Origin of the sequence: Enterococcus sp. DIV1420a, assembly GCF_051712165.1 — a bacterium.
GTDB lineage: Bacteria > Bacillota > Bacilli > Lactobacillales > Enterococcaceae > Enterococcus > Enterococcus faecalis.
In genome coordinates, this window is the sequence record NZ_JBIOOI010000001.1 from 682,173 (window position 1) to 707,131 (window position 24,959).

22 protein-coding genes are annotated in these 24,959 nt (G+C 40.1%); 3 read left to right on the plus strand and 19 right to left on the minus strand.

The window, feature by feature from the left end; all coding sequences use genetic code 11:
- The 14 genes from mnmE to IGI80_RS03520 form a co-directional block, all read right to left on the minus strand.
- Window positions 1–1,398 (minus strand): tRNA uridine-5-carboxymethylaminomethyl(34) synthesis GTPase MnmE, encoded by a 1,398-nt coding sequence (gene mnmE, locus IGI80_RS03455; RefSeq protein ID WP_010707908.1) that lies wholly within the window; start codon window positions 1,396–1,398, stop codon window positions 1–3.
- Window positions 1,399–1,630: 232 nt separating this feature from the next.
- Window positions 1,631–6,607 carry an Ig-like domain-containing protein gene (locus IGI80_RS03460; RefSeq protein WP_438722682.1) on the minus strand — a complete coding sequence of 1,659 codons (4,977 nt, stop codon included), beginning with the start codon at window positions 6,605–6,607 and terminating at the stop codon, window positions 1,631–1,633.
- A 672-nt stretch (window positions 6,608–7,279) separates the two neighbouring features.
- Window positions 7,280–8,149 carry a triphosphoribosyl-dephospho-CoA synthase CitG gene (citG, locus tag IGI80_RS03465; protein WP_002359201.1) on the minus strand — a complete coding sequence of 290 codons (870 nt, stop codon included), beginning with the start codon at window positions 8,147–8,149 and terminating at the stop codon, window positions 7,280–7,282.
- Window positions 8,150–8,155: 6 nt separating this feature from the next.
- The gene (locus IGI80_RS03470) at window positions 8,156–9,328 is read right to left on the minus strand and encodes an NAD(P)-dependent malic enzyme (RefSeq protein WP_002363552.1); all 1,173 of its coding nucleotides are present in this window, start codon (window positions 9,326–9,328) and stop codon (window positions 8,156–8,158) included.
- A 117-nt stretch (window positions 9,329–9,445) separates the two neighbouring features.
- Window positions 9,446–10,843, minus strand: a complete 1,398-nt coding sequence (locus IGI80_RS03475; protein ID WP_438722685.1) for an oxaloacetate decarboxylase subunit alpha — start codon at window positions 10,841–10,843, stop codon at window positions 9,446–9,448.
- Window positions 10,836–11,372 carry a citrate lyase holo-[acyl-carrier protein] synthase gene (gene citX, locus IGI80_RS03480; RefSeq protein WP_002386428.1) on the minus strand — a complete coding sequence of 179 codons (537 nt, stop codon included), beginning with the start codon at window positions 11,370–11,372 and terminating at the stop codon, window positions 10,836–10,838. Before citX ends, IGI80_RS03475 begins: the two co-directional genes overlap by 8 nt.
- A complete protein-coding gene (gene citF / locus IGI80_RS03485; protein ID WP_002355996.1) occupies window positions 11,365–12,897 on the minus strand; it encodes a citrate lyase subunit alpha in 1,533 nt (510 codons plus the stop codon). Before citF ends, citX begins: the two co-directional genes overlap by 8 nt.
- A 2-nt stretch (window positions 12,898–12,899) precedes the next feature.
- Window positions 12,900–13,787, minus strand: coding sequence for a citrate (pro-3S)-lyase subunit beta (citE, locus tag IGI80_RS03490; RefSeq protein ID WP_002355998.1), 888 nt, complete (start codon window positions 13,785–13,787; stop codon window positions 12,900–12,902).
- A complete protein-coding gene (gene citD / locus IGI80_RS03495; protein WP_002355999.1) occupies window positions 13,775–14,083 on the minus strand; it encodes a citrate lyase acyl carrier protein in 309 nt (102 codons plus the stop codon). The genes citE and citD overlap by 13 nt, the downstream gene beginning before the upstream one ends.
- A 5-nt stretch (window positions 14,084–14,088) precedes the next feature.
- On the minus strand, window positions 14,089–15,081 hold the full coding sequence (gene citC / locus IGI80_RS03500) for a [citrate (pro-3S)-lyase] ligase (RefSeq protein ID WP_002359207.1): 993 nt from the start codon (window positions 15,079–15,081) through the stop codon (window positions 14,089–14,091).
- 32 nt (window positions 15,082–15,113) lie between these two features.
- Entirely contained in the window at window positions 15,114–15,248 is a 135-nt protein-coding gene (locus IGI80_RS03505) for an OadG-related small transporter subunit (protein WP_002356001.1), read from the minus strand.
- Between the two features lie 21 nt (window positions 15,249–15,269).
- Entirely contained in the window at window positions 15,270–16,385 is a 1,116-nt protein-coding gene (locus IGI80_RS03510; RefSeq protein WP_002383526.1) for a sodium ion-translocating decarboxylase subunit beta, read from the minus strand.
- 29 nt (window positions 16,386–16,414) lie between these two features.
- Complete coding sequence (locus tag IGI80_RS03515) at window positions 16,415–16,816, minus strand: acetyl-CoA carboxylase biotin carboxyl carrier protein subunit (protein ID WP_002363547.1); 402 nt, start codon at window positions 16,814–16,816, stop codon at window positions 16,415–16,417.
- Window positions 16,800–17,162 (minus strand): hypothetical protein, encoded by a 363-nt coding sequence (locus IGI80_RS03520; protein ID WP_002356004.1) that lies wholly within the window; start codon window positions 17,160–17,162, stop codon window positions 16,800–16,802. Before IGI80_RS03520 ends, IGI80_RS03515 begins: the two co-directional genes overlap by 17 nt.
- Before the next feature lie 403 nt (window positions 17,163–17,565).
- Here IGI80_RS03520 and IGI80_RS03525 point away from each other — a divergent pair, with 403 nt between their 5' ends.
- Together IGI80_RS03525 and IGI80_RS03530 are read left to right on the plus strand one after the other, a co-directional pair.
- Complete coding sequence (locus IGI80_RS03525) at window positions 17,566–18,963, plus strand: CitMHS family transporter (protein ID WP_002356005.1); 1,398 nt, start codon at window positions 17,566–17,568, stop codon at window positions 18,961–18,963.
- Between the two features lie 133 nt (window positions 18,964–19,096).
- Window positions 19,097–19,792, plus strand: a complete 696-nt coding sequence (locus tag IGI80_RS03530) for a GntR family transcriptional regulator (RefSeq protein WP_002356006.1) — start codon at window positions 19,097–19,099, stop codon at window positions 19,790–19,792.
- A 43-nt stretch (window positions 19,793–19,835) separates the two neighbouring features.
- Here the strand turns inward: IGI80_RS03530 and IGI80_RS03535 are convergent, their stop codons facing one another.
- From IGI80_RS03535 to rpmH, 5 genes are all read right to left on the minus strand, one after another.
- The gene (locus IGI80_RS03535) at window positions 19,836–20,558 is read right to left on the minus strand and encodes a response regulator transcription factor (protein WP_002363545.1); all 723 of its coding nucleotides are present in this window, start codon (window positions 20,556–20,558) and stop codon (window positions 19,836–19,838) included.
- 177 nt (window positions 20,559–20,735) lie between these two features.
- The gene (gene jag / locus IGI80_RS03540; protein ID WP_002356009.1) at window positions 20,736–21,512 is read right to left on the minus strand and encodes an RNA-binding cell elongation regulator Jag/EloR; all 777 of its coding nucleotides are present in this window, start codon (window positions 21,510–21,512) and stop codon (window positions 20,736–20,738) included.
- A 14-nt stretch (window positions 21,513–21,526) separates the two neighbouring features.
- Complete coding sequence (locus tag IGI80_RS03545; protein ID WP_002356010.1) at window positions 21,527–22,354, minus strand: YidC/Oxa1 family membrane protein insertase; 828 nt, start codon at window positions 22,352–22,354, stop codon at window positions 21,527–21,529.
- Window positions 22,354–22,710, minus strand: a complete 357-nt coding sequence (gene rnpA, locus IGI80_RS03550; protein WP_002356011.1) for a ribonuclease P protein component — start codon at window positions 22,708–22,710, stop codon at window positions 22,354–22,356. The genes IGI80_RS03545 and rnpA overlap by 1 nt, the downstream gene beginning before the upstream one ends.
- A gap of 203 nt (window positions 22,711–22,913) precedes the next feature.
- Window positions 22,914–23,048 carry a 50S ribosomal protein L34 gene (gene rpmH / locus IGI80_RS03555; RefSeq protein ID WP_002356012.1) on the minus strand — a complete coding sequence of 45 codons (135 nt, stop codon included), beginning with the start codon at window positions 23,046–23,048 and terminating at the stop codon, window positions 22,914–22,916.
- Window positions 23,049–23,570: 522 nt separating this feature from the next.
- Between rpmH and dnaA the strand changes: the two genes are divergently transcribed.
- Window positions 23,571–24,914, plus strand: a complete 1,344-nt coding sequence (gene dnaA / locus IGI80_RS03560; RefSeq protein ID WP_002356013.1) for a chromosomal replication initiator protein DnaA — start codon at window positions 23,571–23,573, stop codon at window positions 24,912–24,914.
- The last annotated feature ends 45 nt before the right edge of the window (window positions 24,915–24,959 follow it).

Sequence of the window (24,959 nt, forward strand, 5' to 3'; positions counted from 1 at the left end):
TTATTTTCCTAAACAAAATTGACTAAATAACTGTGTAATTAATTCATCTTGGACACTATCGCCGACGATTTCCCCTAAATAATCCCAACAACGGGTCATATCAATTTGAACTAAATCGACTGGCATACCTGCTTCGATGCCGTTAATCACTTCTTGTAACGAAAGCGCTGCTTGATCCAGCAAAGCAATATGACGTGTATTAGAAATATAGGTAGCATCTTTTTCGCCTGTTTGGCCGCCAAAGAAAAGATCAGCAATTTTCGCTTCTAACTGGTCTAAGCCTGTGTTTGACAACACCGAAACGGATAAAATTTCTTCTGCAGGGACTAATTCTTGTAATTCGTTAGGATCCAGTTTTGTCGGTAAGTCCATTTTATTTAAAAGAATAACGCGTTTTAAGCCTTTCGTTGCTTCCAACAGTTGACGATCTTCCTCTGTCAATTCTTCGCTTTGATTTAAGACTAACAAAATTAAATCCGAATCTGCTAACGCTTTGCGGCTACGTTCGACACCAATTCGTTCCACAATGTCTTCTGTTTCGCGAATCCCCGCTGTATCAATTAATTTTAAAGGAACGCCGCGAACGTTAACGTATTCTTCAATGACATCACGTGTCGTTCCAGCAATATCTGTAACGATAGCTTTTTCTTCTCGTAACAGATGGTTTAACAAACTGGATTTCCCGACATTTGGTCGGCCAATAATTGCTGTACTTAGACCTTCTCGCAAAATTTTTCCTTGTTTAGCGGTCGTTAATAATTGTTGAATCTGCGCTTTCACAAATTCGGCTTTTTCTAAAAGTAATTTCGTGGTTAATTCTTCGACATCATCATACTCTGGATAATCAATATTAACTTCTACTTGTGCTAAAGTATTTAAAATTTCTTGTCTTAATGAACGAATTAACGCCGACAAGTTACCATCCAATTGGTTCAATGCAACATTCATCGCTTTATCTGTTTTAGCACGGATTAAGTCCATCACTGCTTCTGCTTGTGAAAGATCCATTCGGCCATTTAGAAAAGCACGTTTTGTAAATTCCCCAGGTTCGGCCATTCGTGCGCCTTCACGTAACAGTAATTGCAATAATTGGTTCACCACGACAATGCCGCCATGACAGTTAATTTCTACTACGTCTTCTCGTGTAAATGTTTTCGGTGCCCGCATCACAGAAAGCATGACTTCATCAATCAATTGATCGTTTTTCGGATCAACAATATGACCATAATGAATCGTGTGCGTGGGGACTTTAGCTAAATCTTTAGTGCCTGACCGATAAACTTTGTTTGCAATAGCAACTGCTTGCTCGCCACTTAAACGAACAATACTAATCGCACCTTCACCTGGCGGCGTAGAAATCGCCGCAATTGTATCAAATTCCATTGTAGCTGATTGCATAATTAGCTTCCTTTCTTCATAACAACAAAAAAAGCGCCCACTCCTCCTGCATTAAAAAATTCAGGTTGGATTTAGCACTTTCACTGCTTGTTCCTTCGATTTTCTGAAAATAGAATAGCACATTTTATTCTATTTGGCAATTTTTCTTCATTAAATGGAACGAGAAAACGTATCATTGAGTGGGGAATTCTCAACAATACGTTTTCTCATCTATAGGAATTAAAGGAGAGAGCTAGTTTTTACGTTTGCGTTTGATGATTCCCATGCTCGCAAGGAGTGCGACAAAGGCGCCAAACAAACTTGTTGTCACGGCTGAAGACTCTTTTTCACCTGTGCTAGGTAATAAGCCTGTTTTCCCGTGATTTCCAGTGCCATAACTGATGGTGCTTAGTTTAGGGTGGTAGCCACTACCATTTGTACCGAGGCCATTGCCTAGTGAACCTAAGCCAGAACCTGTTGTGCCTAAACCAGAACCTCCATTTGGATTTGAACCTGTGTTTGAACCATTCCCATTATTCCCGCCAGTTGCGCCATTGTTTCCTGTATTGCCGCCTGTATTGCCGCCTGTATTGCCGTTATTTCCGCCAGTGTTACCATTGCCTCCTCCAGGATTCGTTGGGTCGGCTGGTGTCATGAAGGTTGTAGCCGTACTGTAATGTCCTGCGCCATCGGTAGCTGTCGCAAGTAAACTTTGTTGAGCAGTCGCTTGTCCCGCTGTTAATTGGATAGCGAAGTTGCCTTCAGCATCGGTGGCACCTACAGCAATCACACTTCTTAATAGTCGGTTACTAATTTGAATGATTCGGTTTGGTTCAGCTGTTCCTTTGATGAGGTAGCCGGCTTTAGACGTTCCTAAAACTGAAGAAACAGTTGGTGCCGCAATTTTAATTTCTGGTTCTCCCGTAATATCGGCTGGCGTCATAAATGTGGTTTTAGGACTCACATTTCCTTGTGTATCTGTGGTTAGTGCGGTTAACGTTTCTTTTTCTGTTGCTAACCCTGCTGCAATATGAACGGAGAAGGTGCCTCCAGTAGTTGTATTGCCACTTGCCAATAATTGTTCACTGCTATTGTAAAATTGAACCGTGACATTTGGATCAGCAGTTCCAGTGACTGTATAGCCATTGGCTTTGTTTCCTTCAACCTTCGTAATAGTTGGCGCCGCTAAAACAACATCCGCTGGAATAACGGCTGTAGCTGGTTGACTTTCATTGCCAGCGCCATCTTTGCTAATAATCGTAATCGTTTCTCCTGGTGTCACTACGCCAGCTGGTAGAGTCACCGTATATTGGCCGGTTTCGTTAGCAGTGGTAGCAGCAATGATGGTTCCGTCTGCGTCACGGACATCAATAGTGGTTTTGGGCTCCGCCGTTCCAGTGATTTCGTAACCTTTACCAGAATTTCCGGTAATAGAATCAATGGTTGGTGTGGCTAAGTCGGCTGGTGTAGTTGCTGTAGCTGGCTGACTTTCTTTTCCTGTTGCATTTTTCGCTACGACAGTTATTGTTTCGTTAGCTGAGGCCTTCCCTGGCTCTAAAGTCACTGTGTATTTGCCATCAGTTCCAGTAGTTGCCATGCCAAGGACTGTGCCATCGGCATCACGCACCTCAACTGTTGTACCAACTTCTGCTGCTCCTACTACTTGATAGCCTTTTGTCGTGCTACCAGTGATTTTGTCAACAGTAGGTGTCGCGACTGGTGCATCTGGATCAGCAGGTGTTTTGAAAGCAGTCGGATTACTTTCTTTCCCAGCAGCATCTTTCGCAATGGCAGTTAAGGCTTCGTTAGCTGTTGCTGTGCCCGTCGGAAGAGTGATTGTAAAGGCGCCAGCACCATCAGTCGTTCCCGTAGCAATAACTAAACCTGCTTCATTGTGAATCTCAATGGTGACATTTGGCTCTGCCGTGCCGGTTACTTGATACCCAGTGGCAGTTGTTCCTGTAACAGTCGTCACAGTTGGTGCTGCTACGGTTGCATCTTCAGGGACCGTCACTTCCGTTGGTTGACTTTCATTGCCGTCACCGTCTTTTCCAACAACTGTTAATGTATCACCAGGATTAGCGGCTCCCGCTGGAAGGTCCACAGTAAAGTTTCCTTGATCATCCGTTGTCGTTGTACCAATAATTGTTCCATCTGGGTTCCGTACTTCAATGGTGGTATTAGGGTCCGCCGTCCCAGTGATTTCATAACCAGTTGTTGAATCTCCAGTAATGTCACCAATTGTTGGTGTGGTAACATCAGCGGGTGTCATAGCTGTAGTTGGTTGACTCTCAAGTCCAGTATCATTTTTAGCAACTACATTCACTGTTTGTTTAGCTGTTGCTTTTCCTGAAGCTAACGTCACAGTATATTGGCCAGTCGGTCCAGTTGTTGCGGTGCCTAAAACTGTTCCGTCTGTTGCACGAACTTCAATGGTGGTGCCAAGTTCAGCGGTACCTGTCACTTGATATCCTTGTGTTGTATTCCCAGTTACTTTGTCGACACTTGGCGGTGCCACTACTTCATCTGCTGGTGTTTGGAACGTTGTCGGTGTACTTGTATTGCCAGCAGGATCTTTGGCTAACGCTGTCAATGTTTCATTCGCATTTGCCGTCCCAGCTGGAAGGTTCACAGCAAAGGAACCAGTCCCATCGGCAGTCCCTGTTGCAATCACGTTCCCATCTGCATCACGAATTTCGATGGTAGCATTCGGATCAGCGGTGCCTGTCACCTGATAACCAGCAACTGAATTACCTGTTACTCCTGTTACAGTTGGTGCTGTAACCGTGGCATCAGCAGGAACAAGGACTTCAGTCGGTTGACTTTCATTTCCCGCGTTATCCTTTCCAATCACTGTTAACGTATCCCCAGGATTGGTCGTTCCCGTTGGTAGCGTTACAGTAAAATCACCATTCGCATCAGAGGTACCTGTACCAATGACTGCCCCAGATGGATCACGAACTTCGATTGTTGTGTTAGGGTCTGCTGTTCCTGTAATTTCATAACCCGAACCAGAGTTGCCTGTGATGTTATCAACTGTTGGTGCAGTGACATCAGCTGGTGTTGTCGCCGTTGCTGGTTGACTTTCCGTGCCACTAGCGTTTTTCGCTACAACGCTCAGCGTTTGATTTGCTGTTGCTGTTCCTGAATCTAAAGTCACTGTATATTTTCCGTCAGTTCCAGTTGTTGCAGTACCAAGGACCGTGCCAGCTGCATCGCGAACCTCAATGGTGGTGCCAACTTCAGCAGTCCCTTTGACCTCATAGCCTTTTGTTGTACTACCTGTTACAGTCTCAACAATTGGCGTCGCCACGGGCGTATTAGGATCCGCTGGTGTTTGGAACGTTGTTGGCGTACTTTCTGTACCGCTAGCGTTTTTCGCTACGGCGGTTAACGTTTCATTGGCGCCTGCTTCACCTGCGGGAATGGTAACTGTAAATGCCCCTGTCCCATCAGCGGTACCTGTACCTATCACGGCACCTCCTGCATTTCGGATTTCAACCGTGGCATTGGCATCGGCAGTTCCTTTAACTTCGTAACCTGCCGTTGAATTACCTGTCACTCCTGTGATTGTTGGTGCGGTTACGGTTGCTTCATCCGCTGGCGTTTGGAACGTTGTTGGCGTGCTTTCTGTGCCGCTGGCGTTTTTCGCTACAGCGGTTAACGTTTCATTCGCACCTGCTTCACCTGCGGGAATGGTAACTGTAAATGCCCCTGTCCCATCAGCAGTACCTGTACCTATCACGGCACCTCCTGCATTTCGGATCTCAACCGTGGTATTGGCATCAGCGGTGCCTTTGACCTCGTAACCTGCCGTTGAATTACCTGTCACTCCTGTGATTGTTGGTGCGGTTACGGTTGCTTCATCCGCTGGTGTTTGGAACGTTGTTGGCGTACTTTCTGTGCCGCTGGCGTTTTTCGCTACGGCGGTTAACGTTTCATTCGCACCTGCTTCACCTGCGGGAATGGTAACTGTAAATGCCCCTGTCCCATCAGCAGTACCTGTACCTATCACGGCACCTCCTGCATTTCGGATTTCAACCGTGGCATTGGCATCGGCAGTTCCTTTAACTTCGTAACCTGCCGTTGAATTGCCTGTTACTCCTGTTACGGTAGGTGCGGTTACTTCACTAGTAGTACCTGCAGCAAAATAAATGTTGGATACACCGTCTGCTGTTGCTAATAAATTAACGTCTAAAAGATCTGTTTGAACGACTGTTCCTACAAAACGAGCATCTAAATTATTGGATAAATTTTGAGGTGTTGAAACGGTAGTTGGTAAAGTAACCGTAGTTGCGCCTAGTAAAGAAGCATCCACTAACTCATTCACACCTGAACCACCAACCGCTAATAAAGGCAAAGCACCTGAAACAGCCACGTTTACCGTGCCTTTGACAGGAAGCAAGGCTGTATTTATGGCTGTGGCGACAAGATTACTTGGGATACTGGTTCCTTTTGCCTCCAAAGCTTGAACTGCTGCATTCAAATCTTGTAAGATGTTTGAAACATTTTGGGCTAAAACTAACCCTAAACCATCACTAATTGGTGCGCTAATGTATGAGCCGTCAGCTGCTAACGTTTCCGGAGCTGTAAATGAAGCAGCACCTAAGTTTTCAATGTTATTCACTAATTCCAACTGACGATTCACTTCCGTCAGATCAATATCAACACCAGTTAAATTCCCTAACGCTCCACTGGTAATTTGAGTAATGACATTGGTTAAATCATTGGCTGCATTCAAAACGGCGGTCAAAAAAGTAACTTTTGAAAGATCAATCGTGACATTGGTATTGATTGCTGCGCTGCCTGCTGCAGCTACATTTCCTCTTAACTCAGGAGGAACCACTAACACCGCTTGTTTTTGTCCACTAAACACAGCGGAAGCATCTGCTAAAGCGCCACCAGAAACCGTGAAATTAACTGGTTGATTTTGGTTTGCGGCTGTCCAACGATTACTCGTTGAAGTGCCACTGTCATTATTTGACGTAACATTTGATAATAGTTCGATATCCAAGACCGCTGCTGATGCACTGATTGTGCCAGAGGTAACAGCTATACTTACAGGGATTGCTAATGACGTAAATAATAAACCACTTGATATTGCTAAATTAAGCATCTTGCGTTTTGTCCATTTTTTATGCTGACTTTTCCGATTAAAATCCTCAACAATTTTCTTTTTCATCTGATCGTCCCTCTTTTCTTTAAAATAAACGATAAATACCAAGATCATTAGCTTCCCCTAGTTGTTCATCTCCCCCTTTAGCGATTTAAATGGATTTAACACCTGCAGTTTAGTACATTTCCTCAGCTTTTCAAAATATAATGCTGTGAATTTTTATATAAAAATTCATTTGATAACAAACATCCTCTCATTGTATAATAACTCACTAATTCATTAGTGAGTTATTATACAATGAGAGGAAAATGAGGAAGTTTATACATTTCTCCTCAATCATTAAAGATAAATAAATTATTTTATTATAACTTATCGTTTGATAAATCGATAATTAAATAACGGAAAATTTTTTTATTTTTTTGAGAAATTCCACTATTATTTTTTCTGCTTCTTTGACTGTTTTTATCAATTTTATGGCTGTAAGTCATAAAAACTTTACATTAAAAAAATTTCATAAAAAAAGGCGACAGCCGTTTTTGAACGAATGCCGCCTTTTAGATAAACAAAAACCTGATTCTAAAAGAATCAGGTTTAGGAAAAGCAAATCAAGATTCGCTTCAACTGTTTATCATCGTATTTGTATACTCTGATAAGAATGATTTCGTAATAAAATATACTGTGTTTCGTGGTATTTGTCAATCGCTTTCTTGAATTCTCTTGAGACCTTTCCATAGGCATATAAGGTCAAAATAACTGACCAAATCAGCGTTGTAACTATCTTTTTAATTAAGGGGTCAGCCAATTTAATTTCATTAGTTTATCTAAAAACACCACCAAAATTAAAGCATCTGCACTGCCACCAATACTCCAATTTTTTTCTTTGAATAAGTGATTCAATCTTTCTAAGCAAAGGGTTCCCCGTAACGTTTGTGTCCCCCCTAAAGCAAAATATTCCTGGATTAACGGTTGATATATTTCAAAAATTTGGACATTTTGACTTCGTTTAATCAAATTCGTATCCTCAACATAGAGCGATAAATAAAGGAGCGTATCAATGAGTTTTTGTTGTTGTGTGCCTTGATGTTTTTGATAATAAGGCACTCCCTGTTCAAAGACAGCGGGATAACCTTGTTGCGCCTCACCACGGATTCCAGTCAAGCCATGCTGAACAAATAGTCGTTCACCCCAAGTTAGTTTTTCTAGCTCATTCGTAGCGAGGTTTTCAAAGTCGGCCAGTAAGTCTTGCGTCATTGTTTGAAGCGTTTGTTGAAACAATTGTAAGGTGCAAGGGGTCTCCCAAATCATTAGACGACCACAGACAGCTAAAAAAATACCTAGAGAAAAAATCGCTCCTTTATGTGTATTGATACCTTCTGTTGCCTCAAACATCGCTCGTTCTGCTTCTAAACCAACTTGTCGAATCGCGCGAAATGTTGCCTCAATCGGCAAATGACGTAGCTCTGTCCCAGCTTGAACGAAGGTTTCAAAATAAGGAGTCAAAACCACACTACTTTCTAAAAAAGTGAAAACATCCATATCTTGATGGGCGCCTGCATCGACTGGATCCACCAAGCCTGGTTTATTTAAACAGGTCACTTCATAGAGTAGTGCCAATTGTGCTTGCTGCGCTAATTTACTCCTTGCTTGCTTTGTCATTGCCTTTTACGTCCCTTCTTCTGCCGTGGCCTTTTCTTGTTTTATATAGTCTAGTACAGCATTAAAAACCGTGTCAACTACGCCGCCATCAAATACATTAGGTATGAATTTTTCTGCTGTGGGTTCTGAAATCATAGCGGCCAAGCTTCGTGCTACTGTCATTTGCAAACCGACATCGACTTTTCTGCCTTTCGCTGCCAATAACCCTTTAAAAAGACCTGGAAAAGCTAAAATGTTGTTCACTTGATTCGGATATTTGGAAGAACCAGTTGCTAATAAACGGACACCATTGGCTTGGGCGAGGGCTGGTTCAATTTCTGGTTTAGGATTTGCTAAAGCAAAGATAATTGGGTCTTGGTTCATTGATTTAATCAGGGCTGGCGTTAGCACATCCGCTTCTGATAAGCCTAAAAAAACATCCTGATTGACGACAGCGGTGGCTAAATCTTTGTTTTCTACTGATGGTTTTATTACCTGTCGAAGCAAAGCACGTTGGTAAGGATTCAATGTCGGGTCTTCTTCTCTTAAAACACCTTGGCGATCTACTAAGGTGAGATGCGTAATTCCCGCTTGAATACATAACTTAGCGGTCGCTACACCAGAAGCACCAACTCCGTTAATCACCACACGCAATTCATTTAAAGGTTTTCCTTTAATTTTGGCTGCGTTGATTAGCCCAGCTAAAACGACAATGGCTGTGCCTTCTTGGTCATCATGATACACAGGAATGTTCAAACGTTGTTGAAGTTTTTCTTCAATTTCAAAACATTTTGGTGCAGAAATATCTTCTAAATGGATTCCTGCAAAACTATTTTGTAAATTTTCAATTGTTTGAACCATCTCATCCACTGATTTTTGTTCCAGTGCTAAAGGAATAGCATCGACCCCCGCCAAATTTTTATAAAGTAAAGCTTTGCCTTCAACAATTGGCAAGCCCGCTTGCGTGCCCATATTGCCGAGACCCAGAACAGCTGACCCATCTGTAATAACCGCAATTAACTTACCACTAATGGTCCACTCGCGCGCTAATTCATGATTTTGGGCAATCATTAAACTCAATTCTGCGACACCAGGTGTATACATTTTGGCTAAATCATGATGGTTTAACACCGCTTCTGTTGCTTCAAGACTTAGCACACCAATATTTTTTTGATGAATTGCTAGAACTTCTTCTAACACATTGTCACTTCCTTTCACGGGCTGCCTTTTTTCTATTTGATGAAGCAAGGGTTTGAACAACCGTTATCGTCGCTCAAACCCTTGCTTCTTTATACATTTGCGGAGCACTTGCCCGTTCTATTCTGGCAAGTCAAGTTTGACTGTCACTTTCTGTAACGGTACATCGTAAAAAGGATCTTCGCGACGTCCTAAAAAGTCTTTTCCTTGTTGTGGGAACATCGCATATAATAGGACATCCTCTTCAGATTTTGCGTATTGTTGGATTTCCTTTTCTAAACTATGCAACTCTGGTTTCAATAAATCCGCTGGTCGACAAGTGATTACCTCTTCATCCCCAATGATTTTTTGCTTAATCTCTTCTGCGATAGGTGCTGGTGATTTACCGTATTCTCCGCGCACATAATCTTTGATTTCATTCGGTATTAAGGAATATCTTTCCCCAGAAATCACATTCATTAAAGCTTGTGTTCCGACCATTTGTGAAAGCGGCGTAACTAGTGGTGGATACCCTAAATCCGCTCTTACTTTAGGTACTTCAGCTAAAACTTCTTCATATTTGTCTTGTAAACCTTGCTCCGTTAATTGACTTAATAAGTTTGATAACATACCACCAGGCACTTGATAAATCAAGGTTTTCGGTTCCGTATCTTTAACTTTAGGGTTTAAAATGCCTTCACTTCTAAAGCGATCACGAATCGGATTGAAATAGTCAGCAATCTCTGTTACTTTTTCCATATTTAAACCTGTTTCAAAGCCTAAATCTTCTAACGCAATGGTTACAGATTCTGTGGCTGGTTGACTCGTACCGCCAGCGAAAGAAGAGATAGCTGTATCGATGATATCCGCACCTGCTTCAGCAACTTTTAAATAGGTCATCTCAGAAATACCACTAGTCGCATGCGTATGCACCTCTAAAGGTAAATCAATGGCATCTTTCATTTTGCTCACTAATTCAAAACCCGTTTGTGGCGTCAAAACGCCTGCCATGTCCTTAATACAAATGGAATCCGCTCCTGTTTGACTTAATTCTTTGGCTAATTTTACAAAGTAATCGATGGTATGAATTTCACTCGTAGTATAAGAAATCGCTGCTTGACAGTGTCCGCCAGCTTCTTTTGTTGTTTGAATTGCTGTTTGTAAATTACGGACATCATTCAAGGCATCGAAAATACGAATAATATCAATCCCATTTTCAACTGATTTTTCGACAAAGGCCCGCACCACATCATCAGCGTAATGACGATATCCTAGTAAATTTTGTCCTCGTAATAACATTTGAAGTTTGGTATTTTTAACTTCTTTGCGAATTTGGCGAAGACGTTCCCAAGGATCCTCGTTTAAATAGCGGACACAGGAATCAAACGTTGCCCCGCCCCACATTTCTAATGCATGAAATCCTGCCTCGTCCATTGTTTTAATAATCGGCAGCATATCTGAGGTTGGCATCCGTGTTGCAATTAAACTTTGTTGTCCATCCCGTAGCACCGTTTCTGTAAAACGAATTTTTTTACTCACTTGGCTGCTCCTTTCGTGTCAAAATTATTTCTGTTATTTTTTCTTGCATTGCTTCAAGACTGTGACGTCGATTTCGTCCACAGACTTTCGCCTCTTCTTGGCACATAAAACAGCGCCGTGGTGGCAAGCCTAAATCTCCTCGATGAAGGCTTTTTAGTTCCTCATTTCCCCATAAAACATCTAGGTCCACTAAACGACCATAAGGATGTGTTTCTTCAATTTTGACCATTCTTTGTTTTAACTCTTGCGGGGCTAACGAAACCGCCAAATAATATTCAGGACCTGTCTTTTCATTCCGGTAAAAATTAACAATCGGTACTTGATCCAGCAATTGTTGCTCGACTTCGTCAATTACTTCTAAAAAAACAGCCGTTAAGGTGGGCGAATTTTTCACTTCTCCAGGAATATTCATTGTGGCAGATAAGAGACTAGCTTCTGGTGCTGTTTCTAACAACTCCTTCTGTGTGGCAGCTCTTTGTTCGCGAGCATCCAACATCTCTAAAAGTGTTACTTTTTCCCCATTAAACATTGCGTACCACATCAATTAGACTACCATCTCGGTATTCAATTAACGCAACAACTTTGTCTCCATATTTAATTGGTTCCGGGGTGCCAACAATGTTGTAGGCTTTGTCTTTCAACTCTTCTAACGTAAACTGAGGAACATCTAAGGTTTTAAAACAATCAATTAAGTCTGTTCTTTTTGGATTGATTGCAATGCCGACTTCTGTTACTACGACATCGACACTCGTACCTGGTGTAACGACTGTATTTACTTGCTCAACGATTGTTGGGATCCGTCCACGAACAAGTGGTGCAATCACTAGACTCATTTTACAAGCCATACTTGTATCGGAATGTCCGCCAGAAGCACCACGGATGACACCATCTGAACCAGTAATGACATTTACATTAAAATCTGTGTCCACTTCTAAAGCAGATAAAATAGCTGTGTCTAATTGATTAATAACCGCCCCTTTGCTAAGCGGTGAAGCATACATATTGGCATCAATTTCATAATGATTGGCATTTTCCCCTAAAGAAATAGCTGATGGATGATCAAAGTCTTGGACGTCAATAATTTTTTCTACTAAGCCTTCTTCCAAAAGTTCCACCATTGCATTCGTAATTCCGCCTAAAGCGAAACTTGCTTTAATGCCATCTTTAAGCATTTGTTCTCTCATGAACCGCGTAACTGCTAGTGAAGAGCCACCTGTTCCTGTTTGGAATGAGAAGCCTTCTTTGTAGTAAGGAGAATGTGTAATTATTTTTGCGGCATATTCAGCAATCAATAATTCTTTAGGATTCTTTGTAAAACGTGTTGCGCCTTTGGCAATTCCATCTGGATCACCAATTGCATCAATTTCTACCACATAATCAACATCTGTTTGTGGAATACTGATAGGGGTATTAGGATATGGTACTAATGTGTCAGTAATGATGACCACTTGATCCGCATATTTTGCATCGACCATCGCATATCCAAGAGAACCACAGGTAGCTTTTCCTTTGGTTCCATTCGCATTTCCATAAGCGTCTGAACTTGGTGCACCTAAGAAAGCTACATCAATATGGATATCGCCTGCTGCTACTGCCCGTGCCCGGCCACCATGTGAACGAATCACCACAGGATTTTCCATGATACCTGCTGAAATAGCGGCGCCTACTTTATCTCTCAAACCTGAAGAAGTAATGTTGGTGACTACTCCATTTTTAATGTGTTCGATCAAAGGTTCATGAACATTTGCAATTGAACTAGGTGCAATCGAAATGTTTTTCAGCCCCATGGCGGCAATCTCGGCTAAAACTAAATTCATCACATAGTCTCCTTCACGGAAATGGTGATGGAAAGAGATGGTCATGCCATCTTTCAACCCTGTTTTTTCAATTGCTTCACGAATACTTCCTAAAAGTTTTGTCTCCCGAGGTTTCACTGGTTTAATTGCTCGGCTCGCTTCTTGATAAGCATCAATGTGTGCTAATTCTCCTTCATAAATGCCGTATTGCTCTGCATAAGATTGAGGAATGTCTTTGCCTACTTTATTTACTACCATGTCTATATTTCCTCCTCGGTAATTAATTTAGCCGCCAATGCTAACGCAATGACCCGTTCAGCTCGTTCAACAATTGGTTTATCAACCATTTTTCCATTTACGGAGATAACACCGGAACCTTTTGCTTCGGCTTCCCGAATGCCCCAGATTACTTCCTTAGCATTCTGGATTTCTTTTTCTGTTGGCGCATAAATAGTATTAACTAATGGGATTTGACGAGGGTTAATCACCGATTTCCCATCGAAACCTAGCTGTTTAATCAAACGAACTTCGGCTTCAAAGCCTTCCGTATTGTCTACATCTGAATAGACCGTATCAATAGCTGCAATCCCAGCTGCTCGAGCGGCATGTAAAATCATGCTACGAGCAAAGAATAGTTCTTGGCCATCTGGATGGCGCCGTGTTTTCATATTGGTAACATAGTCTTCGGCGCCTAACGCGATGCCAATCAAGCGAGTTGAACTTTTGGCAATCGCGGGCGCATTTAGAACACCTTCGGCCGATTCGATGGCAGCCATCATTTTCGTTGTTCCTACGGGAATGTCATTTTGCTGTTCTACTTCTGTAATGACTGCCTCGACATCAATGATATCTTGGGCTGTTTCTGTTTTTGGTAAACGAATCACATCGACACCAGCTAAGACCATTGCTTCAATATCTTCTGCACCACCAGCATCTAAAGCATTGATCCGAACAACAATTTCAATATTGCCATAATCGAAAGTTTTCAAAGCAGAATGGACTAAAACACGGGCAGAGTCTTTTTCTTTTAATGAAACTGCATCTTCTAAATCAAACATGATTGAATCTGCCCCATACAAAGGTGCATCTCTTAGCATTGCCGCGTTCGCTCCAGGGACAAACATCATTGTTCTTCTTAAACGTTCCATGAGTCCAACTCCTTCCAATCATACGTTTCTTTTTCAGCGCCTCGATGTAAAACTGTAATCATCCGAGCTTTGATTGTACAATCTAATGCCCCTTTATCAATCGCCTTGACCGCAACGCCTTGGACATCTAAATGTTCCAAAGTTGTCGTAATCACCTGACGAATTTGATTGCCAAATTGTTTTTCGACACTACTTTCTAATTCAATGGTATTTTCTGTTGATTCAATGGGTTGGACGGTAATCATAATATCACTTGATTCTACTGTCCCTGCAGTAGCATTTTTGATAATCTTCACTTTCTTCACCTCATTAGTTTCTTGTGTTCTACTAAGTATTGATAACTTGTTGCTGGTAAAAACTTCTTGAGTGTCTCTTTGTCGCCTTCAGCCATCGCTTTGCGAACTTTCGTCGCACTAATCAGCTCTCCATCACTCGCTAATCGCGGGACAATGGTTAGCGTTATCGTTTGTCCGAAAACTTGTTGCATTGCTTGATTGTAGACATCGGTCACTTCTGAATAAGGCTCTTCTCCCACATAACGTTGCTGAATTTCAAGTATTGGCGCAATTCTTTCTTTAAATAACGTTGCATCAAGCGTTGCTTGAATTGCAGCTACCTCTAATGGCGCTTTTTCTTTCAAAAAATAGGTAGGAAAAGTCGCAGACGAAACTAAGTAATCTTCTGTAGATAGGACTGTCACATTGGGTAAATGGGCGACCCCTTTTTGCACCATTGCGAAACGTGCTTCTTTTGAAAACAGCGATTTATCTTCAGATAAAACAAACACATAAACGTGCGGACTTTCTTTGGCTGCTTTTTCGACTAAGTACTGATGGCCTTTCGTAAAAGGATTTGCATTCATGACAATGCTACTGGCTGGCCCTGCTTTTTTATGCTGTGTCAGGTAATCAAGATAATCGGCAAAATCTGGTTTGCCTTGCTCCATAAATAGCACCTCTTGATTCGCAACCACTTTTTGAAAGCCTAGCGACTGAAAAATTTGTTCATTTTTTGGTTTTGTATACAAAAAACTGTGTAATTGGTTTTCTTCTCTCAGTTTTTCAAGTAGATGAACCACCAATTGGGTTAACAAATTTTCAGATTGATATTTTTTACAAACGGCCACGCACTTAATCGTTTTGCCTGAAAGCGAGCCAGAGGCGATTAATGCTGTGTCATCATATATGCCAACGGTGTAATCAAGTGCTTCTGTCGTTTGCAATTCGGCTTTTTCCATTAATTCGCGCCAAGCTTGATAAGCTTTTTTATCTTTTTGCAACCAGATTCTTTTCATTGTATATACGCTGCTCACAGCAATAACCTCCTTTATTTTTTAATTGGAAATAATTTTGTTAGTAATTTAGATGCTAGATAAATGATAAATAAAACAACGAAAACGCCGCCCCAACCAAAACCTAACAGTTCAAAAGCAATTTTTAAATCTTCCATGTTAACAGACATGTATTCGTTCTCCTTTCCGTCCTATGTTAAAAAGGCTAATAGTAAGCCACCAGCAATTACAGAAGCGATTTGTCCTGAAACGTTGGCACCAGCAGCATGCATTAAAATAAAGTTTTGTGGGTCTTCATCTGTAGCCATTTTTTGAATGACCCGACTAGACATTGGGAAAGCGGAAATACCCGCAGCACCAATCATTGGATTGATTTTTTCTTTTCTAAATAAATTCAAGAATTTAGCAAAAAGCACGCCGCCGACTGAGTCCATAATAAAGGCGACTAACCCTAAGCCAATAACCATCAACGTATCGACTTTTAAGAACTCTGCATAGTTCATGCTAACGGAAATAGATAGTCCTAGCAAGATACTAATAATATTTACCAATTCATTTTGAGCTGTAATGGATAAGCGGTCCAAAACGCCACATTCTCTTAATAAGTTCCCAAACATTAAGAAACCAACTAATGGTAATGACACCGGCGCAATTAACCCTGCGACAATCGTAATAACAACCGGGAAAAGAATTTTTGCTGTTTGAGAAACTTCACCGGCCCGATAAGTCATACGGATACGACGTTCGGCTTTCGTCGTCACTGCTTTAATCGCTACTGGTTGAATAATCGGAACTAACGCCATGTAGGAGTAAGCGGCAACCATTATGGCCCCCATGTATTTTGAATGTAAGGTATTTGCTACGAAAATAGACGTTGGACCATCAGCGGCACCAATAATCCCAATCGAAGCAGCATCGTTTAAATCAAAACCTAATAAAACAGCCATAATAACTGTAAAGAAAATCCCAAACTGTGCAGCGGCACCAAACATCAACATAAACGGATTTTGTAACAATGGCCCGAAATCAATCATTGCCCCAATCCCAATAAATAATAATAACGGGAATAACTCTGTTTTTATTCCAAAATCAAAAAGAACATTAAACGGACCTGGCTCGCCGCCAGCGCTCAATACGCCGGAATTAGGAAAGTTCACTAAAATCGTTCCTAAACCCATCGGCACTAAAAGTGTTGGTTCATATTCTTTTTTTATTCCTAAATACATTAATAGTCCACCAATCAGCATCATCACAATGCGTCCTGGTTCTTGGCCCATTCCTATAACACCTTGAATCAGTGTCTCCACACAAATCACTTCCTCTTCTTAAATTAATTCTAGTTAATTGTTATTAATGGTTCCCCTGGATTCACAATTTGGCCTTGGGTAACATGAATTCCTGTTACCGTACCTGCTTTTCCTGCAACGATTTCATTTTCCATCTTCATTGCTTCTAAAATTAACAATGGTTGGTTCTCAGACACCGTATCACCAACATTGACTAATACTTTTAACACAGTTCCTGGCATTGGCGCAGGCATTGCATCTGCTCCTGCTGGGGCGGCTGGCTGTGCTGCTGGCGCTGGGGCTTCTTCAACAGCAGGGGCTGGTGTTTCTGTCGTAGCAACTGGCGCTGTTGGTTGTGGCGCAACAGGTGCTGGTTGTGGGACGCCACCGATTTCTTCCATCTCGACTAAATATTCTTTCCCATCAATTGAAATTTTAAATTTGCGTAACATAATGATCCTCCTCAAGGTTTTGTTTTGAAATTCTTTTGACAACTAGCTGAGACTCTTCTGAAAGCTCTGCAGCTATACTGGCTGCAATAATGGCAACTTCTTTTGCTTCTGGATTTCGTTTTGCGATTTTTTTGATAACAAAACGACTTTCTGGAAACTCTCCTGCTGCGATGGCAGTGGCCACAATACTTACCAATTGATATTCTTTTGGCTCAGCAGGAATATATGCTGGTATATCTATCCATCGCTTTTCCAAGTTATCCGCTTCACGTTGGATAACGCTTTCATTAATCTCGGTATCCTGCGTGTGTTGCTCTTTCTTGAATAAGGACTTAAATAGGCCCATATTGTCTCTCCTTTCACTAATTCTTGGTATACGTTCATTATAGAAAAAACCGTTAAAAAACCTAGTGAAAACACTAGCTCAGATTGTTCTTTTATTGTTTATTTTGTGAAAAAAACTCTGTAAACATTGGTATATAAGCATTTATCAGCCGTTAAGATTCTATTAATATTATATTAAGTTATTAATAAGAATTTGATTGTTGAATTGTTTTTTTGATGTTCTTTTTGTTTTAGGCTATTTATTCTCTGCGAAAGTTTGTATATTCTCACACTATAGACAAACACAAAAAATATTTTTTGTTGTAAACCAGAATACTGTGAAACATTTCTCATGGCTATTCTTTTTTATTAACACCGGTTGTTAACGCTTACAAAAAAGTTCTAAAAAAGAAAGGAAGAAAAACATGTTACTCACTATTTTAGCTTATGGTATGATTATCATCTTTATGTATGTAATCATGAAAAAGAAATTGTCACCGTTTACATCTTTAGTAATTATTCCTCTTATTTTTACTTTGATTGCAATTGCAACTGGAGTAGCGAGTCCGCCACCTGGTGCTGACGGTGTTGTCCCTGAAGTCAACATTGGGAATTTCGTCTTAGATGGGATTTCAACTACTTCAAAAACTGGTATTATGTTATTATTTGCCATTCTTTACTTCTCTATTATGTTGGATGCTGGTTTGTTTGACCCAATCACTAAAAAAATGATTTACTTTGCTAAAGGCGATCCAATGAAAGTCTTGATGGCTACTGCGGTAGTTGCTGCTGCTGTTTCCTTAAACGGAGATGGAACAACTACAACCTTGATTTGCTGTTCTGCGTTTATTCCCATCTACAAAAAACTTAATATGAAATTGATGAATTTAGGTGTGCTTGTTATCTTACAAAACACCATTATGAACTTATTACCTTGGGGCGGTCCAACAGCTCGTGCCATGGCCGTACTAGAAGTTGATGCCGACATTCTTTCTTATTTAGCACCTGGTATGATTTTATCTGTATTGTATGTTATCTTCTTTGTTGCTTATCGCATGGGGAAAAAAGAACGTGCTCGCTTAGGCGTGACAACGCTTACTGATAAAGAATTGGAAGAAATGACTATTGTTAACGATCCTGAGTTATTAGAAATTCGTCGTCCAAAGAATTTTGCGTTCAATGGTATTTTAACGATTGTCTTAATCGGTTGGTTAGTCCTAAGTTCATTCGTTGGTCAATTAGGTTTGCCTTCGTGGATTGAAATGCCACCGTTATTATTATTCCTAGTTGGTACTTGTATCGCTTTAATGATTAACTATCCAAAATTAAAAGATCAAAGCAGCCGTATCAGTGCAAATGCTGGTGATGCTGTGCAAGTAGTTATCTTAGTTTTTGCTGCTGGCGTCTTCATGGGCTTATTCCAAGGTTCTGGTATGGCCAATGCCTTAGCAAATAGCTTTGTTAATATTATTCCAAAACAATTAGCCGGCGCTTGGGGCTTAGTGATTGCGTTCATTTCAGCACCAGGAACATTCTTTATTTCAAACGATGGTTTCTATTTCGGTGTCTTACCAGTCCTAGCAGAAGCTGGACGTTCTTATGGATTTGACAATATGTCTATGGCTTTAGCTTCCTTAATGGGGCAAGCGTTCCACTTATTAAGTCCATTAGTGGCATTTATTTACTTGCTATTACGTTTAACTGGTTTAGATATGGGCCAATGGCAAAAAGAATCAGCAAAATATGCCTTAGGAATTTTCGTTATTTTCGTTGTTACAATTGTTGCTTTAGGTCACATGCCTTTATTTATTCCACAAAATTAAACGTCGTCGCTGAAACCGTAGGAGTGCCTTTTCTCCTCGGTTTTCTTTTCATTTTGTCTTTTCTTGCGTTATATTTTCATTTTTAATATTATATTTATTATCTATAAAAATAACCTATAGGGAGGTGCCTCATATGAATCCAACGGTTGAAGCAGTAAAACGGAACTTAGATTTAACCAGCAGTAAACCTCTAAAAATTTGTACCTACGAAGCCTTTAAAAAAACCATTATTTTAGGGGATATTCCTGCAGGTGAACGGATTAACGAAAAAGAATTTTCCGAGCAATTAAACATTAGTCGGACGCCCATTCGCTTTGCTTTACAAGAATTGGTCAAAGAACAATTGGTGGAACATATACCTATGGTGGGTATCGTGGTTAAAGGGATTAGTATGAAAGATGCTTATGAAATTTATGATATTCGTAAATCTTTGGACACTTTAGCAACCATTAAAGCCATGGAACTCATGACACCAGAAGATTTTGATGAATTGGAAGCCTTACTTCTCGAAGGAGAACAATACAATAAAAATAACCAAGTAGATGACTTACTACAGAACTTTTCAGATTTTAATTCCTTTATTTATACTAAGAGTCAGATGCTACGTTTAAAAAAAATTGTGACTGATCTCCATGCTTACTTAATCTATTTCAGAGATATTGCGATTCGTGCCTCAGAACGTCGTAGTATTGCCCTAGAAGAACATTGGTTAATTTTCCGCGGAATGAAAACAAAGAATATTGACCAGATCACACTTTTAACCCATGAACATCTAAATCGTTCGCTTCAATTTATTTTGAAAGAAATGGAACGTCGACAAATTGAATAATCAAAAAAGGCCCGCAGTCGCTCGTGCAACTGCGGGCCTTTTTTCATTTTTTTTGTACGCAACCATCTGGCGTAAAGGTATAACCAATGCCCCAAACGGTCCGAAGGTAACAAGGTTCTTTCGGGTTTTCTTCTAATTTACTTCGTAAACGATTAATAAAAACCATAATCGTATTCGCATCGACATCCCCAGTACCCCAAACACTGCTGTAAATTTGTTCTTTAGAGAATACTTGCTCGGGATTCTCCAGAAAAAATTGAATTAATTGAACTTCTTTCGAAGACAATGAAATAGGTAAATCCTTTTTAAATAGTTGATAACGACCATAATCAAAACGGAAATCGCCTACCTGTAGCTCTTCTTTTTTATAAACATTCAATTGTTTTCGAATCATTCGAGCTCGATTCAACGAAGCAATCACCTGAGCCTTAAAAACATTCAAGGAAAAAGGTTTCGTTATATAACTATCCACGCCCATTTCCAAGGCTGCAATGATATCCTCTTCTTCTTTTTTGCTACTAAAAAAGATAATTGGCACTAGTGGATATTTCTCTCTAATCATTTGGACTAAGTAGTAACCATCGCTGTCATGTTCCAAGTTATCATCTAAAATGAACAAATCAAAGGTAACTCTGGACACAATATCTTTTGTTTTTTCAATTGATTCACTTTGGTAAATAAGAATACCTGTTGATTGTAATGCTTTCCAAATCAAGCGACGAACTGCTGCATCATCATCTACAACCAGTATTTTCTCCGTACGCATACCTGTTGCTCCCCCTACGTCTCTTTACAAAACTTTTTCATTTGAATTTACTACTGGAGTAATTACTGATTATCATAACATAAAAAAAGAAACGGAGACGGCTAAAAAATCATTTAACAAAGAAACGTTGGCAACTATTCAGTCCCTGCTGAGAGTTGCCAACGTTTCTTTGTTTGTTTAAAAATACTTCTTAACTGGTTCAACCACTAAATACCGATAAGGTTCATCCCCTTCAGAATGGGTTTTGATTTGCTCATCTTTACTTAGCGTGTGATGAATTTGTTTTCTTTCAAAAGCCGGCATTGGTTCCAAGAAGACTGGCCGCCCAGTGCGTTTGGCTTTTTCCGCGGTGCGTTTCGCTAAACGTTCCAAAATTTCATGACGTTTTTCACGATAATTTCCGACATTCACAACAATCGATAGCTTATTGCTTGCAATGCGGTGAATAAAGACTTGCGCTAAATACTGTAACGCATTTAACACTTTTCCGTGTTTTCCAATTAAGATACCTTGTTTTTCTGTTTCTAAATGGAAGATAATATTGCCATTCTCGCGCGCTATGCGAACCATGGCAGGGGCGTTCAGTTCATTTGAAATATTCGTTAAATACATCGCTAATTCAGTAATAGCAGCTTCGTCTTCCAGATTTTCTAAAGAATGTGTTGATTCCTCTGAGAGACTAGGAATTGCTTCGGTTAATTCCTCAACTGCTTCTTCCACTGCTTTTGCTTCATCGGCAACAACAATATCTTCCACTGTTTCTTCGACCGCTTCTGTGACTTGCTCACTAATCGTTGGTTCCATTGAAATTTGGGCAAGTTTTTTTCCTAGACCTAAAAATCCTTTTTTTCCTTCGTCTAACACATCAATTGTAACATCCTCTTTGGTTAAACCAAGTGCTTGTAAGCCTTTCTGCGTTGCTTCTTCGATTGTATTTCCTTCATAAATCGGCATCTGAACGACCTCCTTTATTTTTTCTTCCCTTTTTTCTTAGGACTTTTTGCTCGTTCAAGCGCTCGCTCCCGTGCTTTGGCTTGACGTGCTGCTTCCTCCCGCTCTTTACGGATTTTGAATGGGTTGTTTAATAACAATGTTTGCCCTGTTTGGAAGGCATTTGAGACCACCCAGTAAAGAGATAAACTGCTGGCTAATGAAATCCCCATAAAGAAGATCATCGCTGGCATAACGTAATTCATAATTTTCAGTGAGGCATTTGTTTCTAGTTGGCTCATACTTGAAAGATACGTACTAGCAAACGTAAAGACAGCCGCTAAAATCGGTAAAATTAAATACGGATCCGGCTTATCGAGGCTTAACCACAAGAACGTTCCTTCTTTTAACTCAGGCACGCGTGAAATGGCTTGATACAAAGCCATCATGATTGGTAGTTGAACCAACAGTGGTAAACAGCCAATGTAAGGATTCACATTATTCTCTGCATACAAACGTTGCTGTTCTTCTCGGAATAAGCGTTGTGTTTCAGGATCTTTTGAAGAATATTTTTGTTGCAAGGCCTTTAATTGAGGTTGCAACTCTTGTGTTTTACGCATACTCTTCGTTTGGAAATGCATCAACGGCAATAAAATAATCCGGATGACTAACGTAAATAGGATAATCCCAATTCCGACACTGCCGCCTAATGATAGGAACTTAATCGCTTGGGCAAAATAATAAACAATGTATCGATCCCAAATTCCTGTACTACTTTCACTTACGGGCGCGGTTCCGCAGGCGGATAAAACAAAGACTAAGGTCACTAACCCAGCCATTAATAATAAGCGCTTATACTTCTTCACTACTCAATTCCCTCTCTTACATCTAATATTTTAGCTAAATTTAACACATGTGTTAAATTAGCTTTCACTTCTTCAGACGATAATTTTTCCAATCCTGGACGTGCAATCACGATAAAATCAATTTCTGGAGAGATACGGTCTTTTAATTGAAATAAACTCGCGCGGATTTTCCGCTTCACAGCATTTCTTGTGACCGCGTTTCCAATTTTCTTCCCAACAGAAATCCCCACTCGAAAATGGGCTTGTTGTGGTTTCTCTAAAACGTACACCACGAAACGACGATTTGCACAAGATTGTTTTTTATTAAACACCTGTTGAAATTCTTTTTCTTTCTTGACACGGTAGGACTTTTTCATCGGCATCCCTTTGTTTCTATATTTTTTTACTTCTTAATAATAATAGCATATTTCCGCTCTTTTTTAGTAGCCTTTTCTATAGAATCCTGCTTTCTTTTATTGAAAACAGAAAAAGAACCCTTAGTTATCTTCACATCTTCCAAAAAATTATGGAGATAACTAAGGGTTCTTAGAAATTGACTGTTTAAAAGACCAGACCATCATTAAGCAGAAATAACTTTTCTACCTTTACGACGACGGCTTGCTAATACGCGACGGCCATTTTTAGTGCTCATACGTTTACGGAATCCGTGAACTTTTTGGCGTTTACGTTTGTTTGGTTGATACGTTCTTTTCATGCAATTACACCTCCTGAAATTGTAACTATCCATCAATATATAGACATACTTTGATAGTATAACGAGTAATGGGGTCTTTTGTCAATAAAATTTAAGAAATATTTCCTGAGAAAGATTCGTTTCAATTATCCACAAATTAAATTTTCCTGTGAGTAGCTTGTGGATAGTTTTCCACATTTTTTTCTGTTCACAGCCATTTTTCCACTAGTTTTACACAAAAAAACAACCTGTTAAAAAGTTTTGCACAGGTATTTTTTTATCTGTTGATAAGTTCTTGAAACATGATTGTGTCAAGCTTAATTATTCTCAACTTTTTGTGGATAACTCATTCAGCAACCACTTTCTTCCGCAAGTGTCGACACCCTGTGGGAAACTTTTTTCACCCTTGTGTACTTTTTTTCCACATTGAACAATTGCTTGTGGAAAAAGTTTTAAAAAAATGCTAAAATCGACTATGCTCATTCTTTTAAGTTATCCACATTTTTTAGATAACCAAAATTTAAACATATAGGAGGTCACTGTATGCCCGACGTGGAAAGTTTTTGGCATAGCCTTGAAGAAGCCTATCAAGCGATTTTGTCGGCGCCAAGTTTTGATGCTTGGATTAAAACCACACGCCCTTTGAAATTAGACAATAATCAATTGTGGCTAGAAGTCCCTTCTGCAGTTCATCGTGATTACTGGGAAAAAAATCTTTCGGCAAAAATTGTCGAAACTGGATTTAAATTGACCGGTGCAGAAGTGATGCCCCATTTTGTTGTTGCCGATGAAAAAGACGCAGCACTGGCACAAGAACTCGAAGAACCTGCCGAAGAAGAAGTTGTTTTTAGTGAACAAAGTAAAAAAGCGATGCTTAATCCTAAGTACACTTTCGACACCTTCGTTATTGGTAAAGGAAACCAAATGGCTCATGCTGCAGCGCTTGTTGTTGCCGAGGATCCAGGTTCGATTTACAATCCCCTTTTCTTCTATGGTGGTGTAGGGTTAGGGAAAACCCATTTGATGCATGCTATTGGTCATCAAATGTTAGTGAATCAACCAGATGCCAAAGTCAAATATGTTAGTAGCGAAACGTTTACGAATGAATTTATCAACTCAATTCAAACAAAGACATCCGAACAATTTCGGAAAGAATATCGCAATGTTGACTTATTATTAGTCGATGATATTCAATTTTTGGCGGAAAAAGAAGCAACATTGGAAGAATTTTTCCATACCTTCAACGATCTTTACAATGAAAATAAACAAATTGTTTTAACAAGTGATCGCCCGCCGAATGATATTCCAAAATTACCTGAACGATTAGTTTCTCGCTTTGCTTGGGGTTTGTCTGTCGATATCACCCCGCCTGATTTAGAAACACGGATTGCAATTTTGCGCAAAAAAGCAGATGCCGAGCGTTTAGAAATTCCGGATGATACACTAAGTTATATCGCTGGTCAAATTGATTCCAACATCCGTGAATTAGAGGGTGCTTTGGTCCGCGTTCAAGCCTTTGCAACTATTAATGGAGAAGATATTACCACTAGTTTAGCGGCGGACGCCTTGAAATCTCTAAAATCAGTTGGTAGTAAAAATCAATTGTCCATCTTACAAATTCAAGAAGAAGTATCCAAATATTATCATGTGCCTCTTAAAGATTTAAAAGGGAAAAAACGGGTGAAAACAATTGTGGTTCCTCGTCAAATCTCAATGTATCTTGCTAGAGAAATGACCGACAATTCCTTGCCAAAAATTGGTGCCGAATTTGGCGGCAAAGATCATACAACGGTGATTCATGCGCACGAAAAGATTCAGCAATTATTGGAAAAAGATCCAGCGATTCAAAAAGAAGTCAGTGAAATTAAAAATTTATTGAACTCTTAGGATGTGGAAAACTAAACAAAAAAGAACAAAGTTATCCACAACTTA

What these genes read in the sequence shown, in the direction of transcription:
- mnmE (WP_010707908.1), bottom strand. Translation starts at nt 1,398, where the DNA reads ATGCAATCAGCTACAATGGAATTTGATACAATTGCGGCGATTTCTACG.
- IGI80_RS03460 (WP_438722682.1), bottom strand. Translation starts at nt 6,607, where the DNA reads ATGATCTTGGTATTTATCGTTTATTTTAAAGAAAAGAGGGACGATCAG.
- citG (WP_002359201.1), bottom strand. Translation starts at nt 8,149, where the DNA reads ATGACAAAGCAAGCAAGGAGTAAATTAGCGCAGCAAGCACAATTGGCA.
- citX (WP_002386428.1), bottom strand. Translation starts at nt 11,372, where the DNA reads ATGTTTAATGGGGAAAAAGTAACACTTTTAGAGATGTTGGATGCTCGC.
- citF (WP_002355996.1), bottom strand. Translation starts at nt 12,897, where the DNA reads ATGGTAGTAAATAAAGTAGGCAAAGACATTCCTCAATCTTATGCAGAG.
- citE (WP_002355998.1), bottom strand. Translation starts at nt 13,787, where the DNA reads ATGGAACGTTTAAGAAGAACAATGATGTTTGTCCCTGGAGCGAACGCG.
- citC (WP_002359207.1), bottom strand. Translation starts at nt 15,081, where the DNA reads ATGAAAAGAATCTGGTTGCAAAAAGATAAAAAAGCTTATCAAGCTTGG.
- IGI80_RS03505 (WP_002356001.1), bottom strand. Translation starts at nt 15,248, where the DNA reads ATGTCTGTTAACATGGAAGATTTAAAAATTGCTTTTGAACTGTTAGGT.
- IGI80_RS03515 (WP_002363547.1), bottom strand. Translation starts at nt 16,816, where the DNA reads ATGTTACGCAAATTTAAAATTTCAATTGATGGGAAAGAATATTTAGTC.
- IGI80_RS03520 (WP_002356004.1), bottom strand. Translation starts at nt 17,162, where the DNA reads ATGGGCCTATTTAAGTCCTTATTCAAGAAAGAGCAACACACGCAGGAT.
- IGI80_RS03525 (WP_002356005.1), top strand. Translation starts at nt 17,566, where the DNA reads ATGTTACTCACTATTTTAGCTTATGGTATGATTATCATCTTTATGTAT.
- IGI80_RS03530 (WP_002356006.1), top strand. Translation starts at nt 19,097, where the DNA reads ATGAATCCAACGGTTGAAGCAGTAAAACGGAACTTAGATTTAACCAGC.
- IGI80_RS03535 (WP_002363545.1), bottom strand. Translation starts at nt 20,558, where the DNA reads ATGCGTACGGAGAAAATACTGGTTGTAGATGATGATGCAGCAGTTCGT.
- jag (WP_002356009.1), bottom strand. Translation starts at nt 21,512, where the DNA reads ATGCCGATTTATGAAGGAAATACAATCGAAGAAGCAACGCAGAAAGGC.
- rnpA (WP_002356011.1), bottom strand. Translation starts at nt 22,710, where the DNA reads ATGAAAAAGTCCTACCGTGTCAAGAAAGAAAAAGAATTTCAACAGGTG.
- rpmH (WP_002356012.1), bottom strand. Translation starts at nt 23,048, where the DNA reads ATGAAAAGAACGTATCAACCAAACAAACGTAAACGCCAAAAAGTTCAC.
- dnaA (WP_002356013.1), top strand. Translation starts at nt 23,571, where the DNA reads ATGCCCGACGTGGAAAGTTTTTGGCATAGCCTTGAAGAAGCCTATCAA.